The following is a 25,707-nucleotide window of genomic DNA, read 5'->3' on the forward strand; positions in this document are numbered from 1 at the left end:
GAATTAATGCTGTCCAATAAATTCGCGAAAATCTCTACGGACCAACATCGGAGAAAAAATTGGCTTTCAAATGCCCCCTACTAACAAACTGATTACATTTGGCGGAATAGATGCAGGTAACGCCGGCTTACGGGGAGTGTTTCCTCCCTATTTAGCAGGGTAATTTGAGCGGTATCTCCGTCCCTTATTACGTGGCGGATGGCCTTTAAATTGACGACAACAGAGCGATGAACCTGGGCAAAGAGTTCGGGATCAAGTTGGTGGGTTAGTTCCTTTAATGGTGTGCGAATACAGGCCTCCAGATTGTTGTTGCCGGATTCGCTCCAGGCTACCAGGGTATACTTCTCATCTGAACGCAAATAGTGCACATTTTCTACCGGTATCATCCGCAATTGCTGGCCTATGGAAGCGCGAATCCAGCGGAGGTATGGTTTGTCTCCCTTGGATTGAAGCTGTCTCGCTAATTGCTCGAGTAACTCCTGTTGATGATTGACGGGTTTGCAACTGCTGAGTCTTTCCCTAAGCCGCTCGGCGGTATCGGCGAGCCGCTCAATCTCTACCGGTTTTACCAGGTAGTCCAGTGCACCCTGGCTAAAAGCTTCCACGGCGTAGTTGTCGTATGCGGTAACGAAAACTAAATGGGCCCGACGCCCGATACTCTGGGCTGCCTCAATACCGGACTTACCCGGCATATGGATATCCAGAAAACAGATATCGGGCTGCTTTTCTTCAAATAGTTCTACGGCTTCACGACCATTGCGGGCCTCCGCAACAACCTTCATCTCCGGCCAAACACTTTTGAGTTTGCGGACCAAAGACTGGCGCAGCAGTGGTTCGTCGTCAGCTACTAGGGCGGTGGTGGGCGTGGCACTCATATTTGCTCCTCGGCGGGGAATAGCAATTCGGCACAAAGACCTGTGGGCTGTTGGTCGATCAAACGCAAGCCTGCACTATCGCCATAGGTCAGTTGTAGCCGCTCTCTCAAAGTTGCCAACCCTGTCCCGAGACTGTTGGAATTGTCCTGGATGCCGATACCGCTATCGGTGACGGTGGCAATACAGAGGCCCTGTTCCAGCTTTATTTCAATATCAATACGTCCCCCTTCCTCACTGGGGTCTATGCCATGGCGGACGGCATTTTCAACCAGTGACATCAGGGACATGGGCAGGCAAGACTGACTTCGCACCTCGTCACCAGCGTTGATAGAAAATTCCAGGCGATCCGGCATACGCATTTGCATCAGGCCCAGGTAAGCCTGCACCAGAGTTAGCTCTTGCTCGACGGTACTTTGCTCCGACTCAAGTTTCGGTACTGCGGCGCGCAGGTAGGCAATCAGGTTGTTCAGTAGTGCGGGTGCCTGAGGGGATGAAGATTCTACCAGCTCTTGTACATTGGCGAGTGTATTAAATAAGAAGTGTGGGGCCGCCTGGGATTGCAATAAACGCAGCCGCGCATTGAGCGCCTGGTGCTCCAGGGCGCCCCGCTGCCGTTCAAAAAGTTGCGCCTGCTCTCGCACAGTAATATCCCGCTGGCGCAACAGCGCAGACATAGCGAGCCAGGGCCCGAATAACATGCCGGTCACCGCTATCAGGAGAAAACTCCAGTGTCGGCTGTGGTCCTGCCAAAGTGGAAGTGCCCCCGGTTCTGTCAAGGCAGGAGACAGGATTAGCAGCGATAGTGGAATAGAGATTGCCACACCCACCACCTGTATTACCCAGCGAGGTAATCGTTGAGGCAAGTTGCGCGGCCATTGCTCGAACAGGCAAAAAGTAACCAGTGCTGATATGGCAGCTGTGCTGGTTTGCAGTAGGAGCTCTGTATAAGTACCTTTCCAGCCGAAGCTGAGTAGCAGGGTCCAAAGCAGAGTAGCGAGCAAAACAGTCAGCGACCGCTGCCTGCTGGGTAGCAGTCTCACTTGAGGTGGGTTGGCTGTCGGCGAGTAATTCATGATGGCCGCCTTCGGTTAATTTAGGCGGCCATTTTTACACAGGTTTTACCGTTAAAGCGCAGCTTTACCTTGTAGATGCAGCTTTCTCCGCTGTGCCAATGCATCGATAGAGTAGAGCGCTAGCCCCAGCCAAACAAACATAAAGGTGGTGAGCTTTTCTTCGCTGAAAGATTCGCCCAATACCTGGGTGGCGACCACCAGCATCAGTGTGGGACCGATGTATTGCAGGAAGCCCAGTGTGGATAAGTTGAGCCTGCGCGCGGCGATCGTAAACAGCAGCAGGGGAACCAGGGTAATGGGGCCGGCAAAGAGCAGCAGGCTGTTTAACTCCAGGCTGTTGTTCAGCAAATTGCTGGTGGGGCTGTCGCTCCAAAACAGGTAGATCAAGGCCACTGGCAATATAAAGAGAGTTTCCACCGCGAGGCCGGTAAGGCTTTCCACTGGGGCTTTCTTGCGGGCCAAACCGTATAGGGCAAAGGAGAAGGCCAGGCACAGGGCTATAATCGGTACGTGACCAAACTGCCAAAGCTCATAGGCAATGCCGGTAGCGGCCAGCGCTACAGCGATCCATTGCAGTCGCCGCAGTTTTTCACCCAGGAACAGGACCCCCAGCAAAATATTGATCAGTGGGTTGATGTAGTAACCCAGGCTGCCATTGATCAAAAGGCCGTTATTGATCGCCCAGATAAACACCAGCCAGTTACTGCCGATCAATACCGTGGTCAGGGCCAGCATCCGCATCTTCTTGCCATCGCGCAGGGTTGCCAGAAAATCCGGCATTTTGCGTACAACCAGCAGAATACCAATAGCGAGCACCAGCGACCAGATACTGCGGTGGGCAAGGATTTCCGCAGCGGGGATATCCCGTAATTTATTGAAGTACAGTGGCGCCAGCCCCCAAATGAGGAAGGCGGAAATCCCGGCGAGAAGGCCGGTTGAGGCGGAATCATTACTACGCAAGGAAGCACCTGCTGTGGATAACTCTGGTTTTGATTCAGGGGTGGCACGTGGATGTGGTCACCTGGGCCTGAAGCAAAAGAATAGGTTTGGCCATTGTAGAAGCGGTGGCCAGGGGGGATCAATCTTTTTTACCGCGAGGAAGGCTCCGATTGGCGTGTCGTTGGCGGGTATTTGTGGGTACCCGCCAACGACCGAAAGGCTTAGAAAAGCACGCGGCAGCGCAGGGTGCCGGGGATACTCTTCAATTTTTCCAGTGCCAGATCAGAATACTCAGCGTCCACATCGATCACTACATAGCCCACTGTCTCATTGGTTTGCAGGAACTGTGCGGAGATATTGATGGCATTTTCTGAGAACACCTGGTTGATAGCGCTCAGTACACCGGGCACATTCTTGTGAATATGCAGCAGGCGGTGGGTATCCAGGTGACCGGGCAGTGCTACTTCCGGGAAGTTCACAGAGCTGGTGGTGGTGCCGTTATCGGAGTAGTGAGCAAGTTTCTCCGATACTTCTGTACCGATATTCTCCTGGGCCTCCACAGTGGAGCCACCTACGTGAGGGGTCAGCAGCGCCTTATCGATTCCGCGTAGGGGAGAGACGAATTCGTCGCTGTTGCCACGGGGCTCAACCGGGAAGACATCGATTGCCGCACCGGCCAGGTGATTGCTCTTTAGTGCTTCTGCCAGGGCATCAATATCTACCACAGTGCCGCGAGAGGCGTTGAGGAGAATACTGCCGGGCTTCATCTGCGCGATTTGCTCGGCGCCCATCATCATTTTGGTGGAAGGCAACTCTGGAACATGCAGGGAGACCACATCGGATTCCGCCAACAATTCCGGTAGTGAGTTTACTTGGGTGGCATTGCCCAGCGGCAACTTGGTAATCACATCGTAGAACCTGACTCGCATCCCGATAGCTTCGGCCATAACAGAAACCTGGGAGCCGATAGCGCCGTAGCCGATAATGCCCAGGGTTTTGCCACGGGCCTCATATGAGCCCACCGCTGACTTCTGCCAACCGCCGCGATGACACACTGCGTTTTTCTCTGGAATACCGCGCAGCATAAAAATAGTTTCTGCAATAATCAGCTCGGCAACGCTGCGAGTGTTGGAGTAGGGTGCATTAAATACCGCGATACCCAGTTCCGTCGCCGCCTGTAAATCCACCTGATTGGTGCCGATGCAAAAACAGCCTACGGCTATCAGTTTGGACGCATGTTCCAACACTTTGCGGGTTAACTGGGTACGCGAGCGAATACCGATAAAGTGCGCATCGGCAATTTTCTCGATCAATTGATCTTCAGGCAGGGAGGTCTTGAGGTACTCCACATTGGTGTAGCCTCGGGAGCTGAGTAAGTCGACGGCGGACTGGTGTACGCCCTCCAGCAACAGGATGCGGATTTTATCTTTTTGCAGGGACTTCTTTTGATCGGAACTGTGCGGAGCCATAAACTATCTCTTCACTGAGTGCGAATAACAGGTGCAAAGTGCTTAGATCACTTCTTCGGGGGTGCCGCAATTTTGGCGAAGGCGCGATCATAGCACATGCAGCCTCCAAGGCTTTATTCGAAATTTCTATCCTAACTATCTTGTTTATCTATGTACCAACATCAATTTACCTGTGGCAGTGAAGTACCGTTTGGTTTGGGGAAGGTTGTCTGTGTGGGGCGCAATTACGCAGACCACGCGGCGGAGTTAAATAATCCGGTGCCAGAAGAACCCCTGCTATTTATTAAGCCGGCAACAGCCGCGGTACCTATGGTAGAAACCATCCATTTACCAGCGGGGCGCGGCAGTTGCCACTTTGAAGGGGAGCTTGCCCTGTTGATTGGTAAGCGCTTGAGTAATGCCAACGTGGCAGAAGTCCCTGGGGCCATTGCTGGCTTGGGCCTCTCCCTGGATTTAACTTTGCGCGACCTCCAAGCGAAGCTGAAAAAAGCGGGACATCCTTGGGAAAAGGCCAAGGGGTTCGATAAGTCATGCCCTCTTTCTCCCTTTGTGAAACTCGATTGGTTGCCGGACTGGGACAAGCTCAGCTATTCCCTATGGCTGAACGGTGAACTGCGCCAGCAGGGTAAAACCGAAAATATGCTGACACCAATTCTCGATCTGGTGGCCTATGTCAGCAGTTACTTTACGCTCGAACCCGGTGATGTGGTTTTGACGGGCACACCGGCGGGAGTGGGCGAATTACACCACGGCGATAATCTGGCGATGCAGTTGGAAGATGATTGGCTGCGTGTGGAAACGCAGGTGGCTTAGTTTAGAATGACTTCAGCCCTTTGATTTGTGATCACATTTTCGATATAACCGGGAAAACTATCTCCAAATTAAATGAGGTGTGTCATGTCAGCGAAAAATAATGTCCCCCAAAACCTGCAGGAATGGCAGGCTCTGGCGGCCTCACTGAAAATCGAGGGCCGTGCCTTTATCAATGGCAGCTATGTCGATGCCCTCTCCGGTGAAACTCGCGCCACTTTTAATCCCGCAAATGGTGAAGAGCTGGCGCAAATTGCCAGTTGTGGTCCAAATGACGCGGACTTGGTGGTAAAGGTGGCTCGGGAAACCTTCGAGTCTGGCGTTTGGTCGAAAATGCCGCCAATGCAGCGCAAAAAAATTATGGTGCGCTTTGCAGAGCTGATTGAAGAGAATCTGGTGGAAATTGCCCTGCTCGAGAGCCTCGATGCGGGTAAGCCGATTGGCGATACCATGGCCGTGGATGTCCCTGGAGCGGCCACTACGATTCGCTGGAGCGGTGAAGCAATCGACAAGATTTACGATGAAGTGGCCCCGACCGGCCCCGGCGAGCTGGGCTTGGTTACCCGTATGCCCCTGGGGGTGGTGGCCGCCATTGTGCCCTGGAACTTCCCTTTATCCACCACCGCCTGGAAACTGGGGCCGGCCCTGGCCACCGGCAACAGCGTTATTCTGAAGCCCGCGTCTAACACACCGCTGACAGCGATTAAGCTGGCGGGCCTGGCTAAGGAAGCGGGCCTGCCGGATGGCGTGTTAAATGTGCTACCGGGACCGGGAAGTAGCTTGGGTAAAGCCTTGGGCCTGCATATGGATATCGATTGCCTGACCTTTACAGGTTCTACCGAAGTAGGCAAAACCCTGACCGAGTACTCAGGTCAGTCCAACCTCAAGCGTACTTTCCTTGAGCTCGGCGGTAAAAGCCCGAATATTGTATTTGCCGATGCAGATCTGGATAAGGCGGCAGAAGCAGCGGCCCTGGCCATTTTCTACAACCAGGGGGAGACCTGCACCGCCGGATCGCGTCTGCTGGTTGAAAAATCTATTGCCGATGAATTTATTCAAAAGGTGGCTAAAGCGGCAGAGTGCTTTAAGCCCGGGCATCCGCAAAACCCAAATACCCGTATGGGTGCCCTGATCGACCGCAGCCAATTTGATACGGTTGAATTTTACGTGGCCAAGGGCCTGGAGCAGGGTGCCCAATTGGTTTGCGGCGGCAAACCGGTAGATGAAGTAGCAGGCGGTTACTACTATGAGCCAACGGTATTTCGCGGTGTCACCGGCGATATGACGATCGCCCGTGAAGAAATCTTTGGCCCGGTGCTGTCTGTTATCGAGTTCGAGACAGAGGAAGAAGCACTCGCCATAGCCAATGACTCAATCTACGGCCTGGCGGCGGGTATCTGGACCAATAACCTGGGTCGTGCCCACCGTATGGCCCGGGATATATACGCCGGCTCTGTTTGGGTCAATAACTATTTTGGCGGTGATATCACCGTACCATTTGGTGGTTTTAAGCAGTCTGGAAACGGCCGCGATAAGTCGCTACACGCGCTGGATAAGTACTGTGAACTTAAATCCACCTGGATTGATTTGAGTTAGTTCTTTAGCGGCGTATTGGTACTCTGCAATTAGGCCCAAAAAATAAAAAAAAGAAATAAAAATTGAAAGACAGGCCTATTGAATAAGGTTAGGCTGTGAGTAAATAAACATAGCCTATTGAACCTGTTCAATAGGCTGTAAAGAATATCTGTACAACACCATAAAATATCTCTGGGCCATCAAGGCACATCTACTGGTAAATCATAGGAAGATAAGAATGAGTGGTGGCTTAAATGTTGGCAGTTCCAGCACTGTTATTCAGCAACAGCGAATCGGTCGGGTTGCAAATCAACGAGATGGAGCCAATACCCAATTCGGAAGAATAGGATCGATGCGCTCTAGTGAGAAACAGACATTTGCAAATAGGCTGGGCTTTACCCCTCGGAGAGATGAGCCTCCTGCACCTACAAATATACAGCCACCTAATGTACATCCCCCTGCCCTTAATAATATCCCCCTGGTGCAGGCTGTTTTAATTCTGCCAGCTGCTCCGCAGGGTGCGATTCCAGTGGCAGTACCTGCACCTGCACCTGCACCTGCACCTGCACCTGCACCTGCACCTGCACCTGCACCTGTGGCTATACCTGTGGCTATACCTGTGGCGGCACCTGCGGTTAACATTGATGAGGTTCCTGTTTTGGAGCCTGTTCCTGAGAATCCTCCAGTAAATACTACACAAGCAGGGACTATTAATAATCAATAATTCCTTCAAGGTGCCGGCGAAGAGAAATATGGGATTTAAGAATGAGTGATAACCAATTTTTTGTTTGAGGCTTCAATAACACTCCAGTCAGTTTTAGAAAATTGGAATTCCAAGCTATAAGGCTACAGCCACAGCGAGGCCCGTTTTATTGCAAGTCTGGCGTACTTTAAATTATCGATAAATGGTCAATAGGGCCCTAAGCTCCAGGATTACCCGGTTAAACAGTTTGAAGTATTGCTCTGAAAGAAAGCGGCGTATCTGGTTAATATATAAATACCAAATAATCAGGGCCATGGCCGGGGTATGGTCCGTGATATATGTCGCCTTTGTTTGGACATGGATTGCCAGTATAAGTTACTTGGGTCTACCTGGACCGATTTGAGTGCATTCTTTAGCGGTGAATTGACGATCTATGATTAAGCCTCAAAATGAAAAAGCCAAACTTGAAAGACTGGATAGTTAAATTAGATTAGGCTGCGGCTGAGTAGATCTTTTAATTAAATTTTTTAATAGGTACTAGGCAGTGCCTGGACAGCTCTGACATATTTCTCTGGGGGCTGCGGAGCCAGTCCTTTAGTACACCTATAAGTTGATCATAGGAGGATAAAAATGAGCGATGGCGTAAAGCTTAATGGCTCTAGCGCGGCTATTCGGCAAGAGCGAGCTGGAGGGGTTGAAAATCAACGGGATAGAGGCAAGGCCCGGCTCGGAAGAATAGGAGCGATGCTCGCGAAGGGAAGGCAGGTACTTGCCAAGAAGTTGGGCTTTACTCAGCAGAGGGGGGAAACGCCCACACCTGCACGTATAGTGCCCGGCTTTGCGCCGCGAACGCCTGGCTCCCACCCCTTGGTTGAGCAACCTGGCGACGCTGGCAATCCTGCGGATGTATCTGATGATATCCCTGAGGCAGAGTTTACAAGTGCGGATGACGCTGGTTCTTCAGTTGCAAAACTTGTAACTGAAGAAGCTTCCGGAACTAATATCCCGAAAGCTGAGACTGTCGATTCTAGTGAGGCTGGAGCAAAAGGTTCACTTGTGGCTAAGGTAGTTGGTGAGCGCCCCAAGAATTACTACACCCAACCGAAGGAGATGACGACAAAATTTAAAGTGAAGCGCGGTGAGGCTGGAGCAGAAGGTGCACGTGAGGCTAACGTAGTTGGTGAGGGCCCCCAGAAATACTTTGACCTGCCGCCAGGGCTCAAGAAAGGATTTAAAGAGAAGCACTAATAACCCATTTTTTTATGTGCAGCTCTAACAACACTCCGGCCAGTTTTAGAACGCTGGAATCTTGAGCTTGTAGGAATAGAATCACAGCGAAACCTAATTTATCACCAGCCTGGAGCTGCGCCAGACTGGTGATAAGTAACGAGTGGGGATGTAAGTTCCAAAGTCACCCGGCTAAAACTGCGGGAAGTATTGTTTCAAGAGAAAGCGGCATACCTGGTTAATATGGGAATGCCAAATAAGCAGGGGCGCGCCCACTCTATGTCCAGCGATATATGCCGGCTCTGTTGGGGGAAATAACTATTTTGGCGATGATACCGTCATACCATTGGTAATTTTATGCAGCGCTGGTAGCGGCGGTAAGTAAGTCACTTTATGTGCCGGATACATACTGTAAATCTAAACCAGCCTGGATCGGAATGAGTTAACAAAGGTGGACTGGAGCACACCATTAATGTTGAAAAATAAAAAAGCCAAAATGAATTGCTGCCAGCCTGAAAGGCTCCACCACAGTAGCAACTAAGCCTAATAGGACAGGCCTGGAGAATTGCAGAGTTGTTCAGAGATTCCTTAAGAGAAGAGAAATTCAGGCACTAAACCCTTTCTATAAGTCTCAGTGCCAACACACCAGCTAACCTAAGCAATCTTGGAGTATAAAGAATGCCCCCTAAACTTCCATCGTCATCGTCATCGTCATCGTCACGTCCTGATAGCGCATCACATCATCAGGCTGAAAATTCACACAATAGAAATGCCAAAGGCTCACAACGTTTGCGGAAAAATTTTAATGCTCTCAAGGGCCGTTTTGCAAATAAGCTAGGTCTGGAGCGCTCAAAAGAAACATCCCCAAGCCCCAGCAAAATCTCTGCTATTGGCAGGCCATCACAGCCAAATATTGGGCGCGACGCTAATATCAGGAGGGATTCAACCCCGGAAACTTCCAGCACTATCCCTCTTGCAGAGGCCATTAATACCGGTGATTTATCGACAGAAAATCGAAAAAATATACCTTTGGCGGAAGTTGCCGGCGAGGGGGGGGCAAAGGATAGATTAGACAATAGAAAGAGGAACCTATCGGTTTCTACACTAGGGCATCATGAGGAATCAGGTACAGAGTTGAGCCGGGATATAAATAATTTACTTAGCATCCAAGACTCAAGAAAAATTAGTGAAGAGCTAGAGGAGTTCCTCAAGGATGGAGCCCCAAGCCAACTTACCGATGAGCTAAAGAAAATTTTATATCGCGAAAAAACCGACAAGCCTATCAACAATCCAAATAGAGGCCTCCAGTGAACTTTCTGAGAAAGTAATGAATATTCTCTACCAGAAAAAGCAGTGAAACTACTGGCAAATTAAACAGGCTCCTCGCCAGACTGCCGAACCCCAAGAAACAAGCTAGGAACGACAGGTTCTTTTTAATAAAAGGACCTGCGTAAAAAATGGGCTCTTTATGGATTCTGGGGAGCTACCCCAACAACAAAATAAATAGTCCAGGAATGGCCAGCTTCCCCCAGCGTCTTAGATTGTGCAGGCACTCAAAGAAGCTAAGATATAACGGAAGTTTCTCTTGCGATAGACCCCGGAGAGGGCGCGGGCATAGCCAGGATCGTAACAATGACCAGAAACCCTCCAAGGTATTAACATGAACTTCATGAAAGCCGTCACTATTCTCGTCCCAGGCATACTCGCCCGCACTATAGCAAACAGATTTGTGGACATCACCCCACTCCTCTAAATGGTCATAAATATTATATTCATCCGTGTAGACCAAAGTACCTGAAGCGATAGTGTTTTCAATGAGTGGTTGAATCGTTGCTTGCTCTACATTTTCAAGCATACGTATTGCAACCTGCCCACCTCTCTGGACCATGCCAAAAATGGGGGCGCTTTTCCTTTTCCAGAGTACCTCACCCTCAAGCGTCTCCCAGTCGGTTCCGTTGCCTTCTACGGCCTTTTTTTAACTGCTTCAGGCCGCCTTTTATGGCCCGCAACAATATAGACCTCGTTACACTCTACCTCCCCCTCAAGGGAGATATCGGGAGCTTTGTTACAAACGGCTTTCCTGAGCTGCAGTGTCATTTTCTGAACATCATCTTTGTTCAGATCGAACTCTTTACTAACCTGTAACTTGGATAAATTCAATAACATGAGGTATAGGCAATGTACCCAGGCCTTTAAAGGCTGGTGGCACCCTGAAAAGACTGATAACGTCAGGTCATCAAAACGCCGCTGACAACCTTTACAGCGATATCGGTGCTTCTCAGGTTGTGTATCATCCTTTCCTTGTCGGATAACATCCTGGCTCAAACAATGAGGGCAACACACCCCGTCGGACCAGCGATACTATCGTCTCTGTTCGTAGCATTTTGCATTCTCAAGGCGATTGTGAAATTTAATCATGAGTCTGTTTTTACAGACATTCGGCTACTAATTCTATTGATGATGTCTCAAATATTGAACTCCCCGGAATCCATAAAAAGCCAAAATTGAAAGACTTGATAGATAAATAAAACTAGGATGTGACTGGGTGGACATTTATACTGAGTTAACCGCAGGAAGATAAGAATGAGCAATGGCATAAATGTTAATGGTGCTAGCACTACTAATCGACAAGAGCTAACCGGTCGGGTTGAAAATCAACGGGATAGAGGCAATACCCGACCCAGAAAAATAGGACCGCTGCTCGATAAAGGAAAACAGTTGCTTGCGAAAAAGCTGGGTTTGACCCCGCAGAAGAAGGAAGTTCCTATACCTGAAGCTATTTTGGTAAAGGAGGGTGATATACCTAAAGCCATTGCGGTAGATATACCTGAGGGGGTTACTCCCCCAGTCGCAACAGTGGTTGATAAAGCTCCAGCAGGTAGGTCTGAAGCTCCAGCAGGTAGGTCTGAAGCTCCAGCAGGTAGGCCTGAAGCTCCAGCAGGTAGGCCTGAAGCTCCAGCAGGTAGGTCTGAAGCTCCAGCAGGTAGGTCTGAAGCTCCAGCAGATAGCACTGCAGAACCAGAAACTGTAACAGTGGAGTTGATACCCGATAAGACAGGGAAGATGATAGATCGTTTCGAGCTTACGAAGAAATATCAAGAGCAGGGATTCAAGTTCTAAAAATAATTCACAAGCAGAGTGTTTAGCTCTTTTGCACCATAGCAACTCGCCTAAGTGAGTGGATAAGTAGGGTTGATATACCGCTTGTCCACTAATTCGTAAACTAAACACAAATAGGCCGATAAATTGGGCAGACTGCAAGATTTGCCGCCTCCGCCTCCGCCTCCGCCTCCGCCTCCGCCTCCGCCTCCGCCTTAGCTGACTGATAGGTGCTTCGAGAATTATCTGGCGTGAATTATCTAGTCAGCTATACCTAACTTATTGCCCTGAGAAAAGCTTGGGGCGACATTTTCAGGATATGAGTATTCCAGTTCACGAGTTTTATAGCGTGTAGGGGTGCTGATTTGAACAAAACTACCGTTCTATTTGTGGCTTTAAGTGCCATTGGTGCGACCTATGCCCATGCTGAAAAAGTGCCAATTTTTGGCGAAATAGCAGGGCTTGTTAGCGCAGAAAAAATTTATACGAGTATGTCTCACAATAACAATCTCAAGCAGAGGCAAAGAGAGTGGATCAGGCTATTTGTCAATCGTGGTGATCAAGTCAGAAAAGGGCAGAAAATTGCTGAGCATCGTAATAGAAAAGGAAAAGTTGTCCTTGAATATATTGCCAATCGCTCAGGCAGAATTCTATTGAACAGCCGTTCAGCAGTTGACTCCGTAGAGTCTATTCTGGAGATCATTACGGTTGGAGAAGAGAAATACTGTGAATATGAAAATTGTGGTTTGATCGGTGTGCGCTGAGAATTTTCAGGGATTGCCGGCTTGGCAGAAACCGGGTTTGTTTGCAGATTAATAGCTGTGTAATCTGGGGATTCCTGATATTTGTGCGGCCCAATTATGAAACTTATTTATACCCATGAAAACCGCTTGTTGGTTGAGTTGGCAAAGAGTCGACTTGAAGTTGCGGGAATAAAAACACGATTAAAAAATGAATATGCCCAGGGGGCTACTGGTGAATTAGCCCCCAACCAGGTTTGGCCAGAATTATGGTTAGAGCGTGACCGCGATTTGGAGCGAGCCCGACAGGTCCTGGCTGAGGCTGAGGTGGATTCGAATAGCTGGTTCTGCCAGGCATGTGGGGAAGATAACGGTGCAGCTTTTGATTACTGCTGGCAATGTGGAGAACCCAAGCCAGCAGGAGCTGACTAAAGCGGAGTTTTGTGGGTCGCATATCACAATGCAAGTACTTCTCAACATTGATGTCGATGACTTAAACCGGGCGATCAATTTTTATCGAGATGCATTTGGCCTCTACGAAGGTCGCCGCCTGGGAACGGATATGATTGAGATGCTCGGTGGCACTGTGCCTATATTTCTACAGCAAAGGGATTCGGGGATCTGGCCGATAAACAGTAAAAAAAATATAGGTAGCTATGATCGGCACTGGACGCCGGTAAATATGGATATTGTTGTAGAGGATTTGCTTCTGGCAATAGAGCAGGTGGTCGATGCTGGTGGACAGATACAGGGTGAAATCCAGCAAAAAAAATGGGGAGTTAAGTCTTCATTAACTGACCCCTTTGGAAATGAGTTCTGTCTGGTACAGTTTAATGGCAGTGGTTCTGATACTATCAGCTTGTAAGAGAGTAGCTATTCAAATACTTAAATCTATCACCTTTCAATTAATATGATCTTTTTATCTTAACTCATGAATTCATGGCTTTTTCGATGACTAAAGTATGGATTATGTAGTGATAATTCGTAAAAGATTTACAGGTGTCTTATGGCTGTTACGTCCCATGGTGTGTCTATCGGTTTGGAACAGAAATCCGATTATATTTTCCTTACTGTGAAGGCCCGTGGTAAGTTGACCCATGATGATTACGAAACAATGGTACCAATGTTAACCGCAGCAATAGAAAAAGTTGAGCACCCAAAAATAAATGTATTTATGGATGCTCGAGAATTGGAGGGGTGGGAGCCTCGGGCGGCTTGGGATGATTTTAAGTTGGGTATTGAATACGGCCGGGAGTTTAACCGGGTTGCCGTACTTTCAGATAAACGCTGGCTAAAAGTCGCCGGAAAAGTAGGTAGCTGGTTTATTGGTGGTGAATATCGAACATTTGAATCAGAAACTGAGGCGAAAACTTGGCTGGAGGAAGATACCTAGATTTTGAAGTGATAAAGCCAGAATAGAAAAATAAAGTATTTGTCCATTAAAGGCTTATTAAATAATAAATTATATAAGGATTAGACCGTATGTTTGAGTGGATAGCCAGCCCTGAGGCCTGGATAGCATTGGCCACGTTGGCGGCGCTGGAGATAGTGCTGGGCATCGATAATATTATCTTTATCTCCATTTTGGTTGGACGGTTGCCTCCAAAACAGAGAGAGCCCGCGCGCTTTATTGGTCTTACCCTGGCAATGGTGACCCGGTTGGCTCTGCTTTTCTCTATTGTATGGATTATGGGCTTGGTCGAGCCACTATTTAGCATCTATGGCATGGAAATTTCAGGTCGCGATATTATTTTGGTTGGCGGAGGGCTGTTCCTAATCGCTAAAGCTACCCATGAAATTCACAATAGTCTCGAGGGCGAGGAGGAGAGTGCATCCTCTCTCGGTAGTGCGGGATTTTGGATGGTGCTACTACAAATTGCACTATTGGATATTGTCTTTTCCTTGGATTCTGTAATTACCGCTGTCGGATTGGTCGACGAGATCTCAATCATGGCAATAGCGATTATTCTGGCGGTAATCGTTATGTTGGTAGCGGCTAAACCAATCGGGGATTTTGTTGATCGTCATCCTACTGTGAAAATGCTGGCACTATCCTTCTTAATTATGGTGGGCTTAACTCTGGTGGTTGAAGGGTTTGATGTCCATGTACCTAAGGGATATATCTACTTTGCCATGGCGTTTTCAATGGCTGTGGAGTTCCTCAATTTGCGTATGCGCAGCAAGAAAGTCCGTAAGACCCCACCGGTAAGGTTACATCACGCTCTACGTGAAGATAGTTAATATAGTGAGAGGGTGGAGGTGTTCCTCCACCCCGGATTACTGTCTGGTTTGCAATAGTACCCTTAGTTACTATTTTTAAGCTTCAATATTAAGTAAGTAAGGCCCAGCGCGAGAGTGGCAGTAGATAATCCCAAAAGTTCGCCAGCATTGACCTTATCCAGATCTAAAATAATAAATTTTCTGGATAAAGCCAAAATAGCAATAAGTACGACAACTTTGGTTTGAATAATACTCTGTTGACGTGTAACTACATATTGAAGTGTATGGCTAAATTCCAGTGCAATCAGTAAAGTAATAATCTCGCCAAATATTGTTTGAAATACTTTGTGGTCCAGAGGGTCCTGCATGCCCACCAGTAACATATTGTATACAGAATATCCCAATCGACTGATCGCGACTATTACGATTACAACAATAATAAAAGTCAAAATTAAGGCAATCAGGCTTTCAAATTTTCGATAGTAGTTGTGAATTGCCTTATCTGTAATCGAAGTTTTTTCTTCTGGGCTGTCCATGCCTTACTTCTCGTTAAACTCATAAAATTAAAGCTAGTTTCTGTCAGTGAGCTTCTTAATCCAATCCTGATTTAATTTCCTGTTTTAGTAATGAAATTACCTTGCTACTTAGCGGCATCATTCGATGTAGTATCACTGGAACTTCGTAGGATGTTCCCAAGCCCAGGATAGCACTACTATGGGGCATAATGGTTATGTCATAGGGTGTCCAGATTGAAGCCGGCTCGGTAACCTCCAATTTTTGAATGCCCAAGTTCAACGCGCGTAAAAAATCACTGCCGATCCGCAATTGTTTCCCACCTTTGTAAGGAAGAAAGTTTGCCCAGTAACTACCATGGTGGGGAGAGGAAATTGATATAAATTTATGCACCCGCTCCAAACCATTAAGGGCTTGTAAATAATACCGAGCGATTATCCCTCCCATGCTGAATCCCACCAGGGTACAGGTAGTTTCTTTATCTACGATGTGCTCCAATTTTGCGAGAAGCTGGGACGAAAGGTGTTCCATACCATGCCAGCCGGAGTTATAGCGTAGGTGGATATAGTGTACGTCATAATTTTCGGCAGCTAATTCGTGCTGCATTCTAAGTAAGGAGGTTCCTCGATCAAAAATTCCAGGTATTAAAAGAACAGTTCGGCTTTTACGTTTCATTCTTGTCGCAGGAGATGTGATGCGTTAGGAAAAGCTTCAATCGCAATAGTTATTTGTCTGCCAAAAACTATTGGGAGATTGATAGAGAAGTGTAGTTGCAGAACTATTGTTGGATGCCACATAGTAGCAAAGTAGTCTTAAGGGATAAGTTGGAATGCCGGCAACTATGTCTTTTATTTATATAGACGCCGGCATCTGAAATAGAAAAGTAATTCAAGCGTCTGTTTGAGGGTTTCCAAATAGAAATATTAATATTTCATCGAGTCTAGAATTCCATGATTTCTCATCATGGGCATGACCCTCAAATACTTGGGTTTGCCAATTTGAAGAGGAATACCCTTTCTGGCGCATGATTTTATCCACAGTCCGTTGCAGAGGTGGGTAATAAGCATCCAGGGTTTCTGTACCATGGTCAAAATAAAATCGGTGACTTCCAGGCTTAGGTAAATTTGCCTCTAGATAGTCGCGAATAGCCTCAGCTATCGGTAGTTTGTCGTCGGGGTTAATCCCTGGCCAATGGGTGGATATAGCTGCAGCCGTAGAGAACACTTCGGGGTACTCTGTGACCGCATAGAGTGATATCAATCCCCCCATACTCGCGCCGGCAATAAAGGTGTCGCTGGGATCACCACTCACAGCGTAATGACTATCAATATAGGGTTTCACCTTGGTCACCAAAAATTGTAAGTAAAGATCTCCACGCAATTCGGCTTGGTTAAATGGATGTTGGACCTGTGAAGCCTCTTTAGGTAAAAAACTCCGAGCTTTCTGGGGGAAGTAGTCACCGTGGCGAAGTGTCTCAATGTTATCGATAGCGACAACTATGAAGGGACGTACCTTCTTTTCTGCTATTAACCGAGAGGCGACTTCATCCATGCCCCACTCCTGACCATTCCAGGTGGTTTTACTGTCGAACAGCATCTGTCCATCGTGCATATAAAGGACGGCATAGGGTTTCTGTGTAGGATATTGATCAGGCAGCCATACATGAATTGGGCGCTCAGCAAGTCCTTCCAGTGTCAGGGAGGGCAGTGTTTCAAGCTTTCCTGCCGATACTTGTACTTCTTTAGGGGGTTCTTCAGCTGTACACGGTGGTATTAGACTGAAAAGAATACCGAATAATAAGGTCTTATAGATATCCATAGCGCCCTGCCTTTGGGGTGTAGATAAAGTTCTACTCTATCTATAAAACCAGTGGCAGGGCTCCTCCCCCTAAGGGGCTGACTTTGGTGTTGAGCCTTCTTTAGAAATAACTGCGGACATCCCAGGTTTCACGTTTATCATCCAATTCGAGCATCGGTCTCATTATAGAGCTATGCCCCTGTCCACCTAGAACGAAAACTTTGGTACCCGGTTGGGCGACGGCTTGGATATTGGCATACATACGGAAGTTTCTGGACCACCATTTGGAGGATAGATCGGCCCCTATAAAGTTATCACCTTGACCAACGTCATTGAGCATTATATAGGAACCCACGTTCATTTTATCCTCAGCGGGGTCATTGTGCTTGTCCAGAATTTCCTCCAATGACAGTGAGGCATGCATCTCATTAAATCGAATGCCCCAAGCCTTCAAAAATTCATCAGTTATTTTTTTTCGCTCGGGCGAATTACTTTCTAGATAGGATAAAAGTTCGCCATAGGGGAGATCTTGGCTAGCATCATAGCAGATGACTTTAGGCAGGCCGGCCTTCTTGGCTACTCTGAATCCCAGCTGTTCGCTTTCTCCTCTATTTAGCTTGTGCTCACCCTTGACATATTTGGCAAAGCGCTGATTCATTTTACTTTCGTCATTGGTGTGGCATTCCAGAAGAACATGTGTTGGCGAGTCGGCGGCAATCCGTGAGGATAGGTCCTCCAAATACCTTTGACTTTCTTCGGTATAAATATCAATAACTTGTGTTTTCACCACATCTTTACTGGGTTTGCTGAAGTGGCTAAAGTGAAAGCTACCAAAAAGCATAACTTGTGCGGGTTCTGTACTTTCTACTGGCTCTGCATAGGCACTTAGACCAACAAGTCCCAAATAAAGCATAATTGAGCCAGTGATTTGTCTTGTTAGGTTTTTCATTTAATATCCTTATTTTATTATTTAGCTTCTATAGTTTGGCTAAGTACTACACGAAATGAATAAGTTTGAATTTGACAGCGATAAAACAGCTTAAAATTGAATGCTTTAAATTGGTAATGCCTGCTTATAACAAGATAAATAAAGTGATTTTTCTGATCTGAAAAATTTTTTATTAATTTATTGCGCTGGGACTTGAGAACTCAGGGCTATTTTAGTAATAGCCCCAAGTTGGTACGGTATCATTGTTAATGTATGTTTACTTAAGTACCACTTCTTAATCTGGTCACTTCAACATCTGCATTACGCATTTTAGCTGAATGGGCTACTTCCTTGCTGACAATAGTCTTTCCTATCGGAGAGAGTGAAATTGCCGCAAGCTTAAGGTGCTGCAAACCAAAAGGTATACCAATAATGGTAATAAAACAGGCAATAGCATGCAGAAGGTGGCCAATAGCAAGCCAGATACCAGCCAATAGGAACCAGATAATATTTCCGACTAAACCAAAGCCGCTTGTCCCAATATCACCGCGCAGGGTGAGTTCTTCTCGGGAAATTGCCTCCTTGCCGAAAGGGAAAAAGGAAAATTTGCCGATTACAAAGCAGGCTCTTCCCCAGGGAATACCAATAATACTGATAAAGGCAATCAGCGAGCAAAACCACCAGCAGAGTCCCATAAAGACACCGCCAAGGATAAACCAGAGGAAATTTCCAAGTGTTCGCATAACTACCCCTACCAATTCGGTAAAATTTATTAGTGAAAACGGTAATCTACTGATGTTACCGCAAATCCTAATCGCTATATCATTTATTTAAATTACAGTAGTTAGACGCAAGTCCTCACGTTTTAGATTCAGTTATGGATACTTTCCTCGGTCTATACATGACCAGCTGGTCAGCCTGGGCGTTGGCTTGGATTTTACCCATTGGGTATAAAATTTACGGTATCAGCTCATTTGCCGGAGCATTACTATTCAGCAAGCGATGACATTGACTACTTCCTGTTACTGGTTGACCTGACTGCAATATACCCAATTGATCCAAGACAGTCGCTTGGTCCCAGTAAATATGCTCAGAGCTGATTTTTCTATTGGAGAAGCTAATAATTCCCACATGGGGGACTGATAGCTTCTTCCCTGTTGCTTCGATACCAGGTGCGAACCAATCCATACGAATAGAATGGGTAAAGTGAAGGATAAACTCATCCACTAAGCTGTCTTTGCCCACGGTGCGGGAAAGAAGCTGTAAATTTATATCCGCTGGCATTTGAGGAATAAATATATCCCTATAAAATTTTCGTAAGGGTTCTTTTCCCGTTGCGCCGGTATTAACCGGTACATGAATTAATACGGGATTTTCTGTCATGGTAGCAATTGCGGCGTCGGCATCTTTTAGATCGAATTCGGCCTCGGTATGGGTTTCCCAAAGTTGAATTAAGTACTTTTCATCGTCATTGTATTCCATCTCATTCACCTTCCCATTTGAGGCTCAATATTACTAATCGTTGAGTTAATCTATCTTGTGCCAAAGGCAGTATCGCAATGTTTATAAATATCAATAAGGTCGAGAGCGTCAACAGTGAATATGACGATCTTGCAGCTACCTATAGTGATGGCTAATTTTTAGTACAGAATCAGAGAGTTTGTAGTACTAAAAGACCATAAATTATTGAGGAGGAGATGAAGGGAAGTTGTTTGAATGTTTGCAGATCTAGAATGCGTTACCCGTTCTACAATGATAACGCATTCTTAATCCTTTAGCCGCGCCAGTAATTATTGGCTGCTGCAACGGTTTGGAAGTTAATGGCAACAACCTGAGAGGAGGCGATCAGGCTATCTGCATTTTCCTCATAGGCGGACCTCAGCTTACCCCGTACTTCATCTGAAGGCTGGGTATATTTTACTCCCATCCTGGATAGTTTCATTGCAAGTTCAAAGCCTTGTTGTGCATTTTCAGTAATTAGGCTTTCTAACCAGATTTGCGACATGGACATCCCTCTCTACTATCGGGTTGATTGATAAAGTTGTGGGAGCTGCTGAGCCCCAGTTATTTTGTGTATTTACTAAGGGTTGAATTCAGTCCAATATGTATTGGCTGATATATTTGTTGAACTGAATAAGATCGAAAGAACCTCTTATTTCGAACCTTACCTTACCGATCTCGCTTAAATAAACTTCTATTTCACAGTCCAGATCAAAAGTGCCAGCGGTCTCAACAGAGAATGCCTGGATCTTGCTGAAAGGCAAAGAGGTGTAGTCTACTTTTGAGCCCGTGATACCCTGAACATTGGCGGCAATAATGCGTTTGTTGGTGAAAACTACCTGATCGCGAATAGTTTTAAAACCTGCAAAAATAAACTCCCCCTCGATCAGGAACTTATTAAAGTCATCTCTGGATTCAGAGATATCTATAGGCTTGAGTTTAAATACTGGTGAGTTTTTAAAATCTATCACGGGTTATCCCTGTAATTCTATTGGAGGAGGAGATTACCACTGTGGCGTATTAAGTTACAGATGATTTACTTTTTGGTTGTATTTTTATGTTTAAATTTATTTAATTATTATGACAACTTCCACAATAGAGGATCGATCATAAGTAATTGGTAATTTTTGAAATGCTTATCTCTCTATTCACTGGATTCTTGACTCGATTATTTCAGTATCACTAGGGATAAACAGCAGTGGCTATATCTGTCTATTGATTTGCAAGGCTTCCAAAAAAAGCTGCACAGCGGGATGAGTTGTTGCACTTTTTTTGAAGGTGACAGCATTTTGTATTTGGTAGTGAAACTTCTCCGGTAGCAGGGGGAGCAGGGTTCCTTCCCCGACATATCTGCGGGCCAGGTATTCCGGTAGGAAACCCACAAAGCACCCAGAAAGTATCATCGCCAACCTGGCCGCCATATGGTTGGCTGTGGATCGCTTGGGAAACAATCGATACAGGTGCGCCGCACCAGAGAGAACAGTATGACTGGGCGCAGCTAACTCCTGCTGGGTGAGTAGCTCCTCATCAATAGCTGACACCTGGGCACAGGGGTGGCTGTTACTGCAATAGAGAATCGATTGGTGATAAAACAGGGGTTGGTACTCCAGCCCCGGTCGGCGTGAGTGCAGGGGGTTGATACCGATATCGGCGCGGCCTGCGAGGATTTCCAACTCGAGCTCCTGAGGGGCGGCCAGTTGTACTTCCAGGTGGAGTTGCGGGGCCTTCTCACGCAGTTGGGTGATAGTTCCGGGCAAGTTCAGTTGCGGTATTTCCAATACATCGTCGGGCATTACCAGGCGCAGGGTACCGGTGAGTTGGGATTGGATTGCATTGACCTGGCTTTTGAAGGTATCCAGGTGCCCATCGAGTTCCAAAATAGCCCGATACAAGGCCTCCCCCTCCGGGGTCAGTTTGAAGTCGGCCCTGCCTCGAGAGCGCAAGCACAACTGCATACCCAGCCGTGTCTCCAGGTCGGAGATATGCACACTGATCGTGGAGCGGCTGATATTCAGGGTGACTTCGGCAGGGGTGATGCCTCCGGCGTGCACAACCTCGCGGAAGACGCGCAGCAGGCGCAAATCCATATCGCTGAGGCGGCCTCCCAGGGCGTTTTTGGTTTTGCTCATGGCTGCACTTCCAGGTTGTTTTCGGCGCTGCGGGCTGCGGATTCGATTAAAGTTTGATAAATATAAACTTTAGTTGGAAAAATACTACTATTCTCCTCAGTCAGCTGCGGCCAGAATCGCCGCATACTACTAATAACATCTATTTACTAGGAATTTTCCTGTGAAACTTGCAAATTCGGACCTGTTGAAATTTCAGAACTATATAGCGGGCGAATGGCGTGACGCTGCCGCTACTGTAGATGTATGTGACCCGGCAAATGGTGAGTTGCTGGGCCGTGTGGCCGACGGTACCGCAGAGGATGCCGAGGCGGCGGTGGCGGCGGCCAGTGAAGCCTTCCCCGCTTGGAGCCGCCGTACAGCCGGTGAGAGAGCTGCGGTTCTCAAGCGCTGGTACCAGCTGATCGTGGATAACAGCGATGACCTGGCAATGATCCTTAGCCTGGAGCAGGGCAAGCCGGTAGCGGAAGCGAAAGGTGAGATTATCTACGGGGCTTCCTTTATTGAGTGGTTCGCGGAAGAGTGTCGCCGGGCCTATGGCCAGACGATCCCGACTCACAATCCGGCCATGCGCCTGAATACCATCCGCCAGCCGGTGGGTGTGGTGTCCTGTATTACCCCCTGGAACTTCCCCAATGCCATGATCACCCGCAAGGCGGGTCCGGCACTGGCGGCGGGCTGTACTGTGGTGATCAAACCGGCCCTGGAGACGCCACTATCTGCGCTGGCACTGTGCCAGTTAGCGGAAGAAGCGGGCCTGCCCAAGGGGACTATCAATGTAGTTACCGGCAGTGATGCTCCGGGAATTGGCAAGGTTCTGACCCAAGATCCCCGTGTGGCCAAATTCACCTTCACCGGCTCCACTGCTGTGGGCAAGCTGTTGATGTCCCAGTGCGCCAGCACCGTGAAAAAAATGTCCATGGAGCTCGGCGGCAACGCGCCGTTTATCGTATTTGACGATGCGGATATGGATACCGCAGTCAGCGCCTGTATGGCGACCAAATTCCGCAATGCGGGCCAGGTGTGCGTGGCCACCAACCGTATTTACGTGCACGAATCCGTGCACGATGAGTTTGTGGAAAAACTGCGCGAGCAGGTTGCCGCCCTGAAGATCGGTCACGCTACCGAGGAAGGGGTCAATATGGGCCCGATGATCTTCCGCAGGGCTGTGGACCGGGTTCAGGGGCTGGTACAGGACGCGGTTGAGGCCGGCGCAAAAATTGAAATTGGCGGTGAGCAGCTGGCCAATGGCGATAACTTTTTTGCGCCAACCATCCTCACTGGAGTTACCGATACCATGCGTATCGCTCAGGAGGAAATTTTTGGCCCTCTGGCGGCGGTACAGAAGTTTTCCGATGAGGAAGATGTGGTTCGCCGTGCCAATGAAACGCCTTACGGCTTGGCGGCGTACGTGATGAGTGAAAACATTCGCCGTGCCAATCGTGTGGTAGAGGCGCTCGACTACGGCATGATTGCCTGTAACACCGGAGTGTTCTCCACCACTGTGGCACCTTTCGGTGGTGTTAAAGAGTCCGGCATTGGCCGCGAGGGCGGCGTCGAGGGTATGGCCGAATTTTACGAGACCAAATATTGCTGTTTCGGGGCCTGAGCCCCGGTCTGAACACAACTGGCCTGCGCTTGTCCTAGGTGACAAGCGCCCGAACAGATTTTCGGGAGCCTGTGGCTCCCCTACTTAAGAGTTTGAAACTTCAGGGAACTTGCGGAGATTAATACTATGTCTGAGATGCAAACCGATGCTTTCTGGATGCCGTTTACCCCCAACCGCACCTTTAAGTCTGCACCGAGAATTGTAGAGCACGCCGAGGGGATTTATCTCACGGAGAAAGGCGGTCGCCAGGTTATTGATGCGACTGCGGGTTTGTGGTGCAGCAATGCGGGTCACTGCCGTTCTGAAATTGCAGAGGCAATTTACCAGCAGGCAAAAACACTCGACTACAGCTCTATTTTTAATTTTGGTCACGAGTTGGGTTTTGAGTATTCCGAGCGTCTGGTAAAGCACACTCCCGATGGCCTGGACCATGTGTTCTTCGGTAATTCCGGTTCCGAGGCAGTTGAGAGCGCCCTGAAAATTGCCCTGCAATACCAGCGTGTACGCGGCAAGGGCTCTCGCACTATGTTTATCGGCCGTGAGAAGGGTTATCACGGAGTAAACTTCGGCGGTATTTCTGTGGGCGGTATACCTCCCAACTACCAGGGTTTTGGCCAGCCGGTGAAAGCCAACCATATGCGTCACACCCTGGACATTGAGCGCAATGCATTCAGTCGTGGCCTGCCGGAACACGGTATTGAGTTGGCTGAAGACCTGGAGAGACTGGTAGCTTTCCATGGTGCCGACCAGATTGCCGCTGTGATTGTTGAGCCGTTTGCCGGTGCCGGCGGTGTGGTACTGCCTCCCAAAGGCTACCTGCAACGCCTGCGGGAAATTTGTGATAAGCACGACCTACTGCTGATTTTTGATGAGGTCATCTCTGGCTGGGGCCGTACCGGTTCTGCATTTGCCTCCACCGAGTTCGGCGTAACCCCGGATATGATCACCTCTGCGAAGGGGATTACCAATGCCACAGTGCCCCTGAGTGCGGTATTTGTCAGCGACGAAATTTATAAAACCGTGATGAATGCGGCTCCCGATGGTGCGGTGGAATTCTTCCACGGTTATACCTACTCAGCACATCCGGTTGCCTGTGCTGCGGGTATGGCGACTCTGGATATTTACGAGCGCGAAGGCCTGTTGACCCGCGCTGCCGGTGAAATTGGCCAGCACTGGGAAAATGCCTTACACAGCCTGGCTGACCTCGACAATGTTATCGATGTGCGCAATTACGGTTTAGTGGGCGCTATTGAGTTGCGTGCGCCGCAGGACCTGAAAGGGAAATACGGAGCCAAAGTCTCTGGTATGGCCTGGGAAGCTGGAGTGATGGCTCGTGGTATTGGCGATGCCCTGTGTATGTCCCCACCGCTGATTATCGAGAAGCATGAGATCGATGCCGTTGTGGATAAACTGCGTGGTGTGATCGGCGCTCTGGCCTGATTATGCTACTGCGGCAGCCCGTTCGGGCTGCCGTTCTCTCCAAATTACTCTTGTGTCAGAAGGAAAGAATACACTTCTCTCGAGACGCTCCGTGTATACATCCCTGTAAACTCATAATCGGCATCCATGCCTCATACGGTCCCGAGTGCAGTCTTGCCTTATTAGTTTTCTCCCTTCCTCTCCTTTCATGACCCGCAGGGCAGTTTGCGTAACTTCCCTATTGTCGTTTAGAGCTACACTGAAAATAGTGGTCTGCGGCGCGGTCACAGTCTTTGCAGAGTCGACTGCCTGGCCGCGCTCGTAGGCTGCCTTTAAAAACCGCCGGGGAAAAATTCAATTCCCTGATGGTAAGGGATTCTTCAATATGGAAAGTTACTCAACCTGGGGACTTTTCTATGTCCGCTGACACTCCTCCCCTGGCGACCGGACCTATTTTGCAGGTGTTGTCTGCAAACTGGTGGCTACTCCTGCTGCGCGGTATTGTCGCGGTGATTTTTGGCGTGCTGACTTTTGTCTGGCCGGGATTGTCCCTGTTGACCCTGGTGTTGCTTTTTGGGGTTTACGCTTTCCTGGATGGTATTTTTTCCCTGGTTGCGGCGGTGATGGGGCGGCATAAGTCTACTCCACTGTGGTGGTTGATTGTTTCGGGGCTGATCAGTTTGGCTGCGGGAATTGTGACTTTTATTTTCCCGCAGGTTACCGCTTTAGTGTTGGTCGTTTTTATCGGTGCCTGGGCCCTGGTACGGGGTATCTTTGAAATTGTCGGTGCTATTCGCCTGCGCAAGGAAATTGATAACGAGTGGCTGCTGATCGCTATTGGTGTTCTCTCGGTGATTTTCGGAGTTGCGATTTTAGTCAGCCCCGGGGCTGGTGCTCTGGCGTTGCTCTGGGTAATCGGTGCCTATGCGATTATTTTGGGACTGCCATTGATCTGGTTATCTTTCCGACTGCGCAAGCATAATAAATCCGCTTCTTCATAACCGTTTAACTCAAATACGCTCAGTAATAAAAAGGCCGGTATTACCAAGTAATACCGGCCTTTTTGAACCGCTATTTAAATAACA

At 48.2% G+C, this 25,707-nt stretch carries 28 protein-coding genes and 1 pseudogene; 14 read left to right on the forward strand and 15 right to left on the reverse strand.

The features are described from left to right. Window positions 1-92: 92 nt before the first annotated feature. From ACJJI3_RS18415 to serA, 4 genes are all read right to left on the reverse strand, one after another. Complete coding sequence (locus ACJJI3_RS18415) at window positions 93-875, reverse strand: LytR/AlgR family response regulator transcription factor (RefSeq protein ID WP_444940506.1); 783 nt, start codon at window positions 873-875, stop codon at window positions 93-95. Continuing rightward, on the reverse strand, window positions 872-1,948 hold the full coding sequence (locus ACJJI3_RS18420; RefSeq protein ID WP_444940507.1) for a sensor histidine kinase: 1,077 nt from the start codon (window positions 1,946-1,948) through the stop codon (window positions 872-874). Before ACJJI3_RS18420 ends, ACJJI3_RS18415 begins: the two co-directional genes overlap by 4 nt. 51 nt (window positions 1,949-1,999) lie before the next feature. After that, complete coding sequence (gene rarD, locus ACJJI3_RS18425; protein ID WP_444940508.1) at window positions 2,000-2,908, reverse strand: EamA family transporter RarD; 909 nt, start codon at window positions 2,906-2,908, stop codon at window positions 2,000-2,002. Window positions 2,909-3,108: 200 nt separating this feature from the next. Then, the gene (serA, locus tag ACJJI3_RS18430) at window positions 3,109-4,356 is read right to left on the reverse strand and encodes a phosphoglycerate dehydrogenase (RefSeq protein ID WP_444940509.1); all 1,248 of its coding nucleotides are present in this window, start codon (window positions 4,354-4,356) and stop codon (window positions 3,109-3,111) included. Between the two features lie 150 nt (window positions 4,357-4,506). Between serA and ACJJI3_RS18435 the strand changes: the two genes are divergently transcribed. The 5 genes from ACJJI3_RS18435 (at window position 4,507) to ACJJI3_RS18455 (ending at window position 9,982) form a co-directional block, all read left to right on the forward strand. Then, window positions 4,507-5,169 (forward strand): fumarylacetoacetate hydrolase family protein, encoded by a 663-nt coding sequence (locus ACJJI3_RS18435; protein ID WP_444918466.1) that lies wholly within the window; start codon window positions 4,507-4,509, stop codon window positions 5,167-5,169. Between the two features lie 84 nt (window positions 5,170-5,253). Beyond that, window positions 5,254-6,762: an aldehyde dehydrogenase gene (locus tag ACJJI3_RS18440; RefSeq protein ID WP_444940510.1), complete on the forward strand. Its 1,509-nt coding sequence runs from the start codon at window positions 5,254-5,256 to the stop codon at window positions 6,760-6,762. Window positions 6,763-6,979: 217 nt separating this feature from the next. Beyond that, window positions 6,980-7,465: a hypothetical protein gene (locus ACJJI3_RS18445; protein WP_444940511.1), complete on the forward strand. Its 486-nt coding sequence runs from the start codon at window positions 6,980-6,982 to the stop codon at window positions 7,463-7,465. Between the two features lie 609 nt (window positions 7,466-8,074). Then, on the forward strand, window positions 8,075-8,692 hold the full coding sequence (locus ACJJI3_RS18450) for a hypothetical protein (protein ID WP_444940512.1): 618 nt from the start codon (window positions 8,075-8,077) through the stop codon (window positions 8,690-8,692). Window positions 8,693-9,349: 657 nt separating this feature from the next. Continuing rightward, complete coding sequence (locus tag ACJJI3_RS18455; protein ID WP_444940513.1) at window positions 9,350-9,982, forward strand: hypothetical protein; 633 nt, start codon at window positions 9,350-9,352, stop codon at window positions 9,980-9,982. Window positions 9,983-10,154: 172 nt separating this feature from the next. On the opposite strand, the pseudogene ACJJI3_RS18460 reads toward ACJJI3_RS18455, so the two are convergent. After that, window positions 10,155-10,574: pseudogene (locus ACJJI3_RS18460) on the reverse strand (transposase); the annotation flags it as partial. A 59-nt stretch (window positions 10,575-10,633) separates the two neighbouring features. Then, a complete protein-coding gene (locus ACJJI3_RS18465; RefSeq protein WP_444940514.1) occupies window positions 10,634-11,014 on the reverse strand; it encodes an IS1/IS1595 family N-terminal zinc-binding domain-containing protein in 381 nt (126 codons plus the stop codon). 240 nt (window positions 11,015-11,254) lie between these two features. Here ACJJI3_RS18465 and ACJJI3_RS18470 point away from each other — a divergent pair, with 240 nt between their 5' ends. The 6 genes from ACJJI3_RS18470 to ACJJI3_RS18495 all read left to right on the forward strand — a co-directional run bounded on the left by ACJJI3_RS18470 (window position 11,255) and on the right by ACJJI3_RS18495 (window position 14,751). Then, window positions 11,255-11,791: a hypothetical protein gene (locus ACJJI3_RS18470; protein ID WP_444940515.1), complete on the forward strand. Its 537-nt coding sequence runs from the start codon at window positions 11,255-11,257 to the stop codon at window positions 11,789-11,791. A gap of 344 nt (window positions 11,792-12,135) precedes the next feature. Beyond that, window positions 12,136-12,534 (forward strand): hypothetical protein, encoded by a 399-nt coding sequence (locus ACJJI3_RS18475; protein ID WP_444940516.1) that lies wholly within the window; start codon window positions 12,136-12,138, stop codon window positions 12,532-12,534. 96 nt (window positions 12,535-12,630) lie between these two features. Next, on the forward strand, window positions 12,631-12,942 hold the full coding sequence (locus ACJJI3_RS18480) for a putative signal transducing protein (RefSeq protein WP_444895823.1): 312 nt from the start codon (window positions 12,631-12,633) through the stop codon (window positions 12,940-12,942). Then, window positions 12,884-13,375 (forward strand): VOC family protein, encoded by a 492-nt coding sequence (locus ACJJI3_RS18485; RefSeq protein WP_444940517.1) that lies wholly within the window; start codon window positions 12,884-12,886, stop codon window positions 13,373-13,375. Before ACJJI3_RS18480 ends, ACJJI3_RS18485 begins: the two co-directional genes overlap by 59 nt. Before the next feature lie 141 nt (window positions 13,376-13,516). Continuing rightward, window positions 13,517-13,903 (forward strand): SpoIIAA family protein, encoded by a 387-nt coding sequence (locus ACJJI3_RS18490; RefSeq protein WP_444940518.1) that lies wholly within the window; start codon window positions 13,517-13,519, stop codon window positions 13,901-13,903. An 89-nt stretch (window positions 13,904-13,992) separates the two neighbouring features. Next, on the forward strand, window positions 13,993-14,751 hold the full coding sequence (locus ACJJI3_RS18495; RefSeq protein WP_444892256.1) for a TerC family protein: 759 nt from the start codon (window positions 13,993-13,995) through the stop codon (window positions 14,749-14,751). Window positions 14,752-14,813: 62 nt separating this feature from the next. Here the strand turns inward: ACJJI3_RS18495 and ACJJI3_RS18500 are convergent, their stop codons facing one another. The 9 genes from ACJJI3_RS18500 to ACJJI3_RS18540 form a co-directional block, all read right to left on the reverse strand. Then, the gene (locus ACJJI3_RS18500) at window positions 14,814-15,266 is read right to left on the reverse strand and encodes a phosphate-starvation-inducible PsiE family protein (protein ID WP_282930894.1); all 453 of its coding nucleotides are present in this window, start codon (window positions 15,264-15,266) and stop codon (window positions 14,814-14,816) included. 55 nt (window positions 15,267-15,321) lie between these two features. Further along, window positions 15,322-15,918, reverse strand: a complete 597-nt coding sequence (locus ACJJI3_RS18505) for a lipase family alpha/beta hydrolase (protein ID WP_444911710.1) — start codon at window positions 15,916-15,918, stop codon at window positions 15,322-15,324. A gap of 213 nt (window positions 15,919-16,131) precedes the next feature. After that, window positions 16,132-17,061, reverse strand: coding sequence for an alpha/beta hydrolase (locus tag ACJJI3_RS18510; protein ID WP_444940519.1), 930 nt, complete (start codon window positions 17,059-17,061; stop codon window positions 16,132-16,134). Between the two features lie 100 nt (window positions 17,062-17,161). Beyond that, window positions 17,162-17,989 (reverse strand): DUF5694 domain-containing protein, encoded by an 828-nt coding sequence (locus ACJJI3_RS18515; protein WP_444940520.1) that lies wholly within the window; start codon window positions 17,987-17,989, stop codon window positions 17,162-17,164. 260 nt (window positions 17,990-18,249) lie between these two features. After that, window positions 18,250-18,711, reverse strand: coding sequence for a YccF domain-containing protein (locus tag ACJJI3_RS18520; RefSeq protein WP_444911708.1), 462 nt, complete (start codon window positions 18,709-18,711; stop codon window positions 18,250-18,252). Window positions 18,712-18,925: 214 nt separating this feature from the next. Then, entirely contained in the window at window positions 18,926-19,450 is a 525-nt protein-coding gene (locus ACJJI3_RS18525; RefSeq protein ID WP_444940521.1) for a nuclear transport factor 2 family protein, read from the reverse strand. Between the two features lie 292 nt (window positions 19,451-19,742). Continuing rightward, window positions 19,743-19,973, reverse strand: a complete 231-nt coding sequence (locus ACJJI3_RS18530; protein ID WP_108734816.1) for a hexameric tyrosine-coordinated heme protein — start codon at window positions 19,971-19,973, stop codon at window positions 19,743-19,745. 88 nt (window positions 19,974-20,061) lie between these two features. Next, the gene (locus tag ACJJI3_RS18535; protein WP_282930901.1) at window positions 20,062-20,439 is read right to left on the reverse strand and encodes a PH domain-containing protein; all 378 of its coding nucleotides are present in this window, start codon (window positions 20,437-20,439) and stop codon (window positions 20,062-20,064) included. Between the two features lie 231 nt (window positions 20,440-20,670). Continuing rightward, window positions 20,671-21,597, reverse strand: coding sequence for a LysR family transcriptional regulator (locus tag ACJJI3_RS18540; protein WP_282930902.1), 927 nt, complete (start codon window positions 21,595-21,597; stop codon window positions 20,671-20,673). Window positions 21,598-21,757: 160 nt separating this feature from the next. Here ACJJI3_RS18540 and ACJJI3_RS18545 point away from each other — a divergent pair, with 160 nt between their 5' ends. The 3 genes from ACJJI3_RS18545 (at window position 21,758) to ACJJI3_RS18555 (ending at window position 25,623) form a co-directional block, all read left to right on the forward strand. After that, window positions 21,758-23,203, forward strand: a complete 1,446-nt coding sequence (locus tag ACJJI3_RS18545) for an NAD-dependent succinate-semialdehyde dehydrogenase (protein ID WP_444940522.1) — start codon at window positions 21,758-21,760, stop codon at window positions 23,201-23,203. A 126-nt stretch (window positions 23,204-23,329) separates the two neighbouring features. After that, complete coding sequence (gene aptA, locus ACJJI3_RS18550; protein WP_444940523.1) at window positions 23,330-24,643, forward strand: omega-aminotransferase AptA; 1,314 nt, start codon at window positions 23,330-23,332, stop codon at window positions 24,641-24,643. A gap of 395 nt (window positions 24,644-25,038) precedes the next feature. Next, window positions 25,039-25,623 carry an HdeD family acid-resistance protein gene (locus tag ACJJI3_RS18555; RefSeq protein ID WP_444940524.1) on the forward strand — a complete coding sequence of 195 codons (585 nt, stop codon included), beginning with the start codon at window positions 25,039-25,041 and terminating at the stop codon, window positions 25,621-25,623. The last annotated feature ends 84 nt before the right edge of the window (window positions 25,624-25,707 follow it).

Source organism: Microbulbifer maximicatervae (SeqCode), from assembly GCF_052466985.1.

Coding starts and splice junctions, on each gene's coding strand:
- ACJJI3_RS18415 (WP_444940506.1), bottom strand. CDS start 875: ATGAGTGCCACGCCCACCACCGCCCTAGTAGCTGACGACGAACCACTG.
- ACJJI3_RS18420 (WP_444940507.1), bottom strand. CDS start 1,948: ATGAATTACTCGCCGACAGCCAACCCACCTCAAGTGAGACTGCTACCC.
- serA (WP_444940509.1), bottom strand. CDS start 4,356: ATGGCTCCGCACAGTTCCGATCAAAAGAAGTCCCTGCAAAAAGATAAA.
- ACJJI3_RS18435 (WP_444918466.1), top strand. CDS start 4,507: ATGTACCAACATCAATTTACCTGTGGCAGTGAAGTACCGTTTGGTTTG.
- ACJJI3_RS18440 (WP_444940510.1), top strand. CDS start 5,254: ATGTCAGCGAAAAATAATGTCCCCCAAAACCTGCAGGAATGGCAGGCT.
- ACJJI3_RS18445 (WP_444940511.1), top strand. CDS start 6,980: ATGAGTGGTGGCTTAAATGTTGGCAGTTCCAGCACTGTTATTCAGCAA.
- ACJJI3_RS18450 (WP_444940512.1), top strand. CDS start 8,075: ATGAGCGATGGCGTAAAGCTTAATGGCTCTAGCGCGGCTATTCGGCAA.
- ACJJI3_RS18455 (WP_444940513.1), top strand. CDS start 9,350: ATGCCCCCTAAACTTCCATCGTCATCGTCATCGTCATCGTCACGTCCT.
- ACJJI3_RS18470 (WP_444940515.1), top strand. CDS start 11,255: ATGAGCAATGGCATAAATGTTAATGGTGCTAGCACTACTAATCGACAA.
- ACJJI3_RS18480 (WP_444895823.1), top strand. CDS start 12,631: ATGAAACTTATTTATACCCATGAAAACCGCTTGTTGGTTGAGTTGGCA.
- ACJJI3_RS18490 (WP_444940518.1), top strand. CDS start 13,517: ATGGCTGTTACGTCCCATGGTGTGTCTATCGGTTTGGAACAGAAATCC.
- ACJJI3_RS18495 (WP_444892256.1), top strand. CDS start 13,993: ATGTTTGAGTGGATAGCCAGCCCTGAGGCCTGGATAGCATTGGCCACG.
- ACJJI3_RS18500 (WP_282930894.1), bottom strand. CDS start 15,266: ATGGACAGCCCAGAAGAAAAAACTTCGATTACAGATAAGGCAATTCAC.
- ACJJI3_RS18505 (WP_444911710.1), bottom strand. CDS start 15,918: ATGAAACGTAAAAGCCGAACTGTTCTTTTAATACCTGGAATTTTTGAT.
- ACJJI3_RS18510 (WP_444940519.1), bottom strand. CDS start 17,061: ATGGATATCTATAAGACCTTATTATTCGGTATTCTTTTCAGTCTAATA.
- ACJJI3_RS18515 (WP_444940520.1), bottom strand. CDS start 17,989: ATGAAAAACCTAACAAGACAAATCACTGGCTCAATTATGCTTTATTTG.
- ACJJI3_RS18520 (WP_444911708.1), bottom strand. CDS start 18,711: ATGCGAACACTTGGAAATTTCCTCTGGTTTATCCTTGGCGGTGTCTTT.
- ACJJI3_RS18525 (WP_444940521.1), bottom strand. CDS start 19,450: ATGGAATACAATGACGATGAAAAGTACTTAATTCAACTTTGGGAAACC.
- ACJJI3_RS18530 (WP_108734816.1), bottom strand. CDS start 19,973: ATGTCGCAAATCTGGTTAGAAAGCCTAATTACTGAAAATGCACAACAA.
- ACJJI3_RS18540 (WP_282930902.1), bottom strand. CDS start 21,597: ATGAGCAAAACCAAAAACGCCCTGGGAGGCCGCCTCAGCGATATGGAT.
- aptA (WP_444940523.1), top strand. CDS start 23,330: ATGTCTGAGATGCAAACCGATGCTTTCTGGATGCCGTTTACCCCCAAC.
- ACJJI3_RS18555 (WP_444940524.1), top strand. CDS start 25,039: ATGTCCGCTGACACTCCTCCCCTGGCGACCGGACCTATTTTGCAGGTG.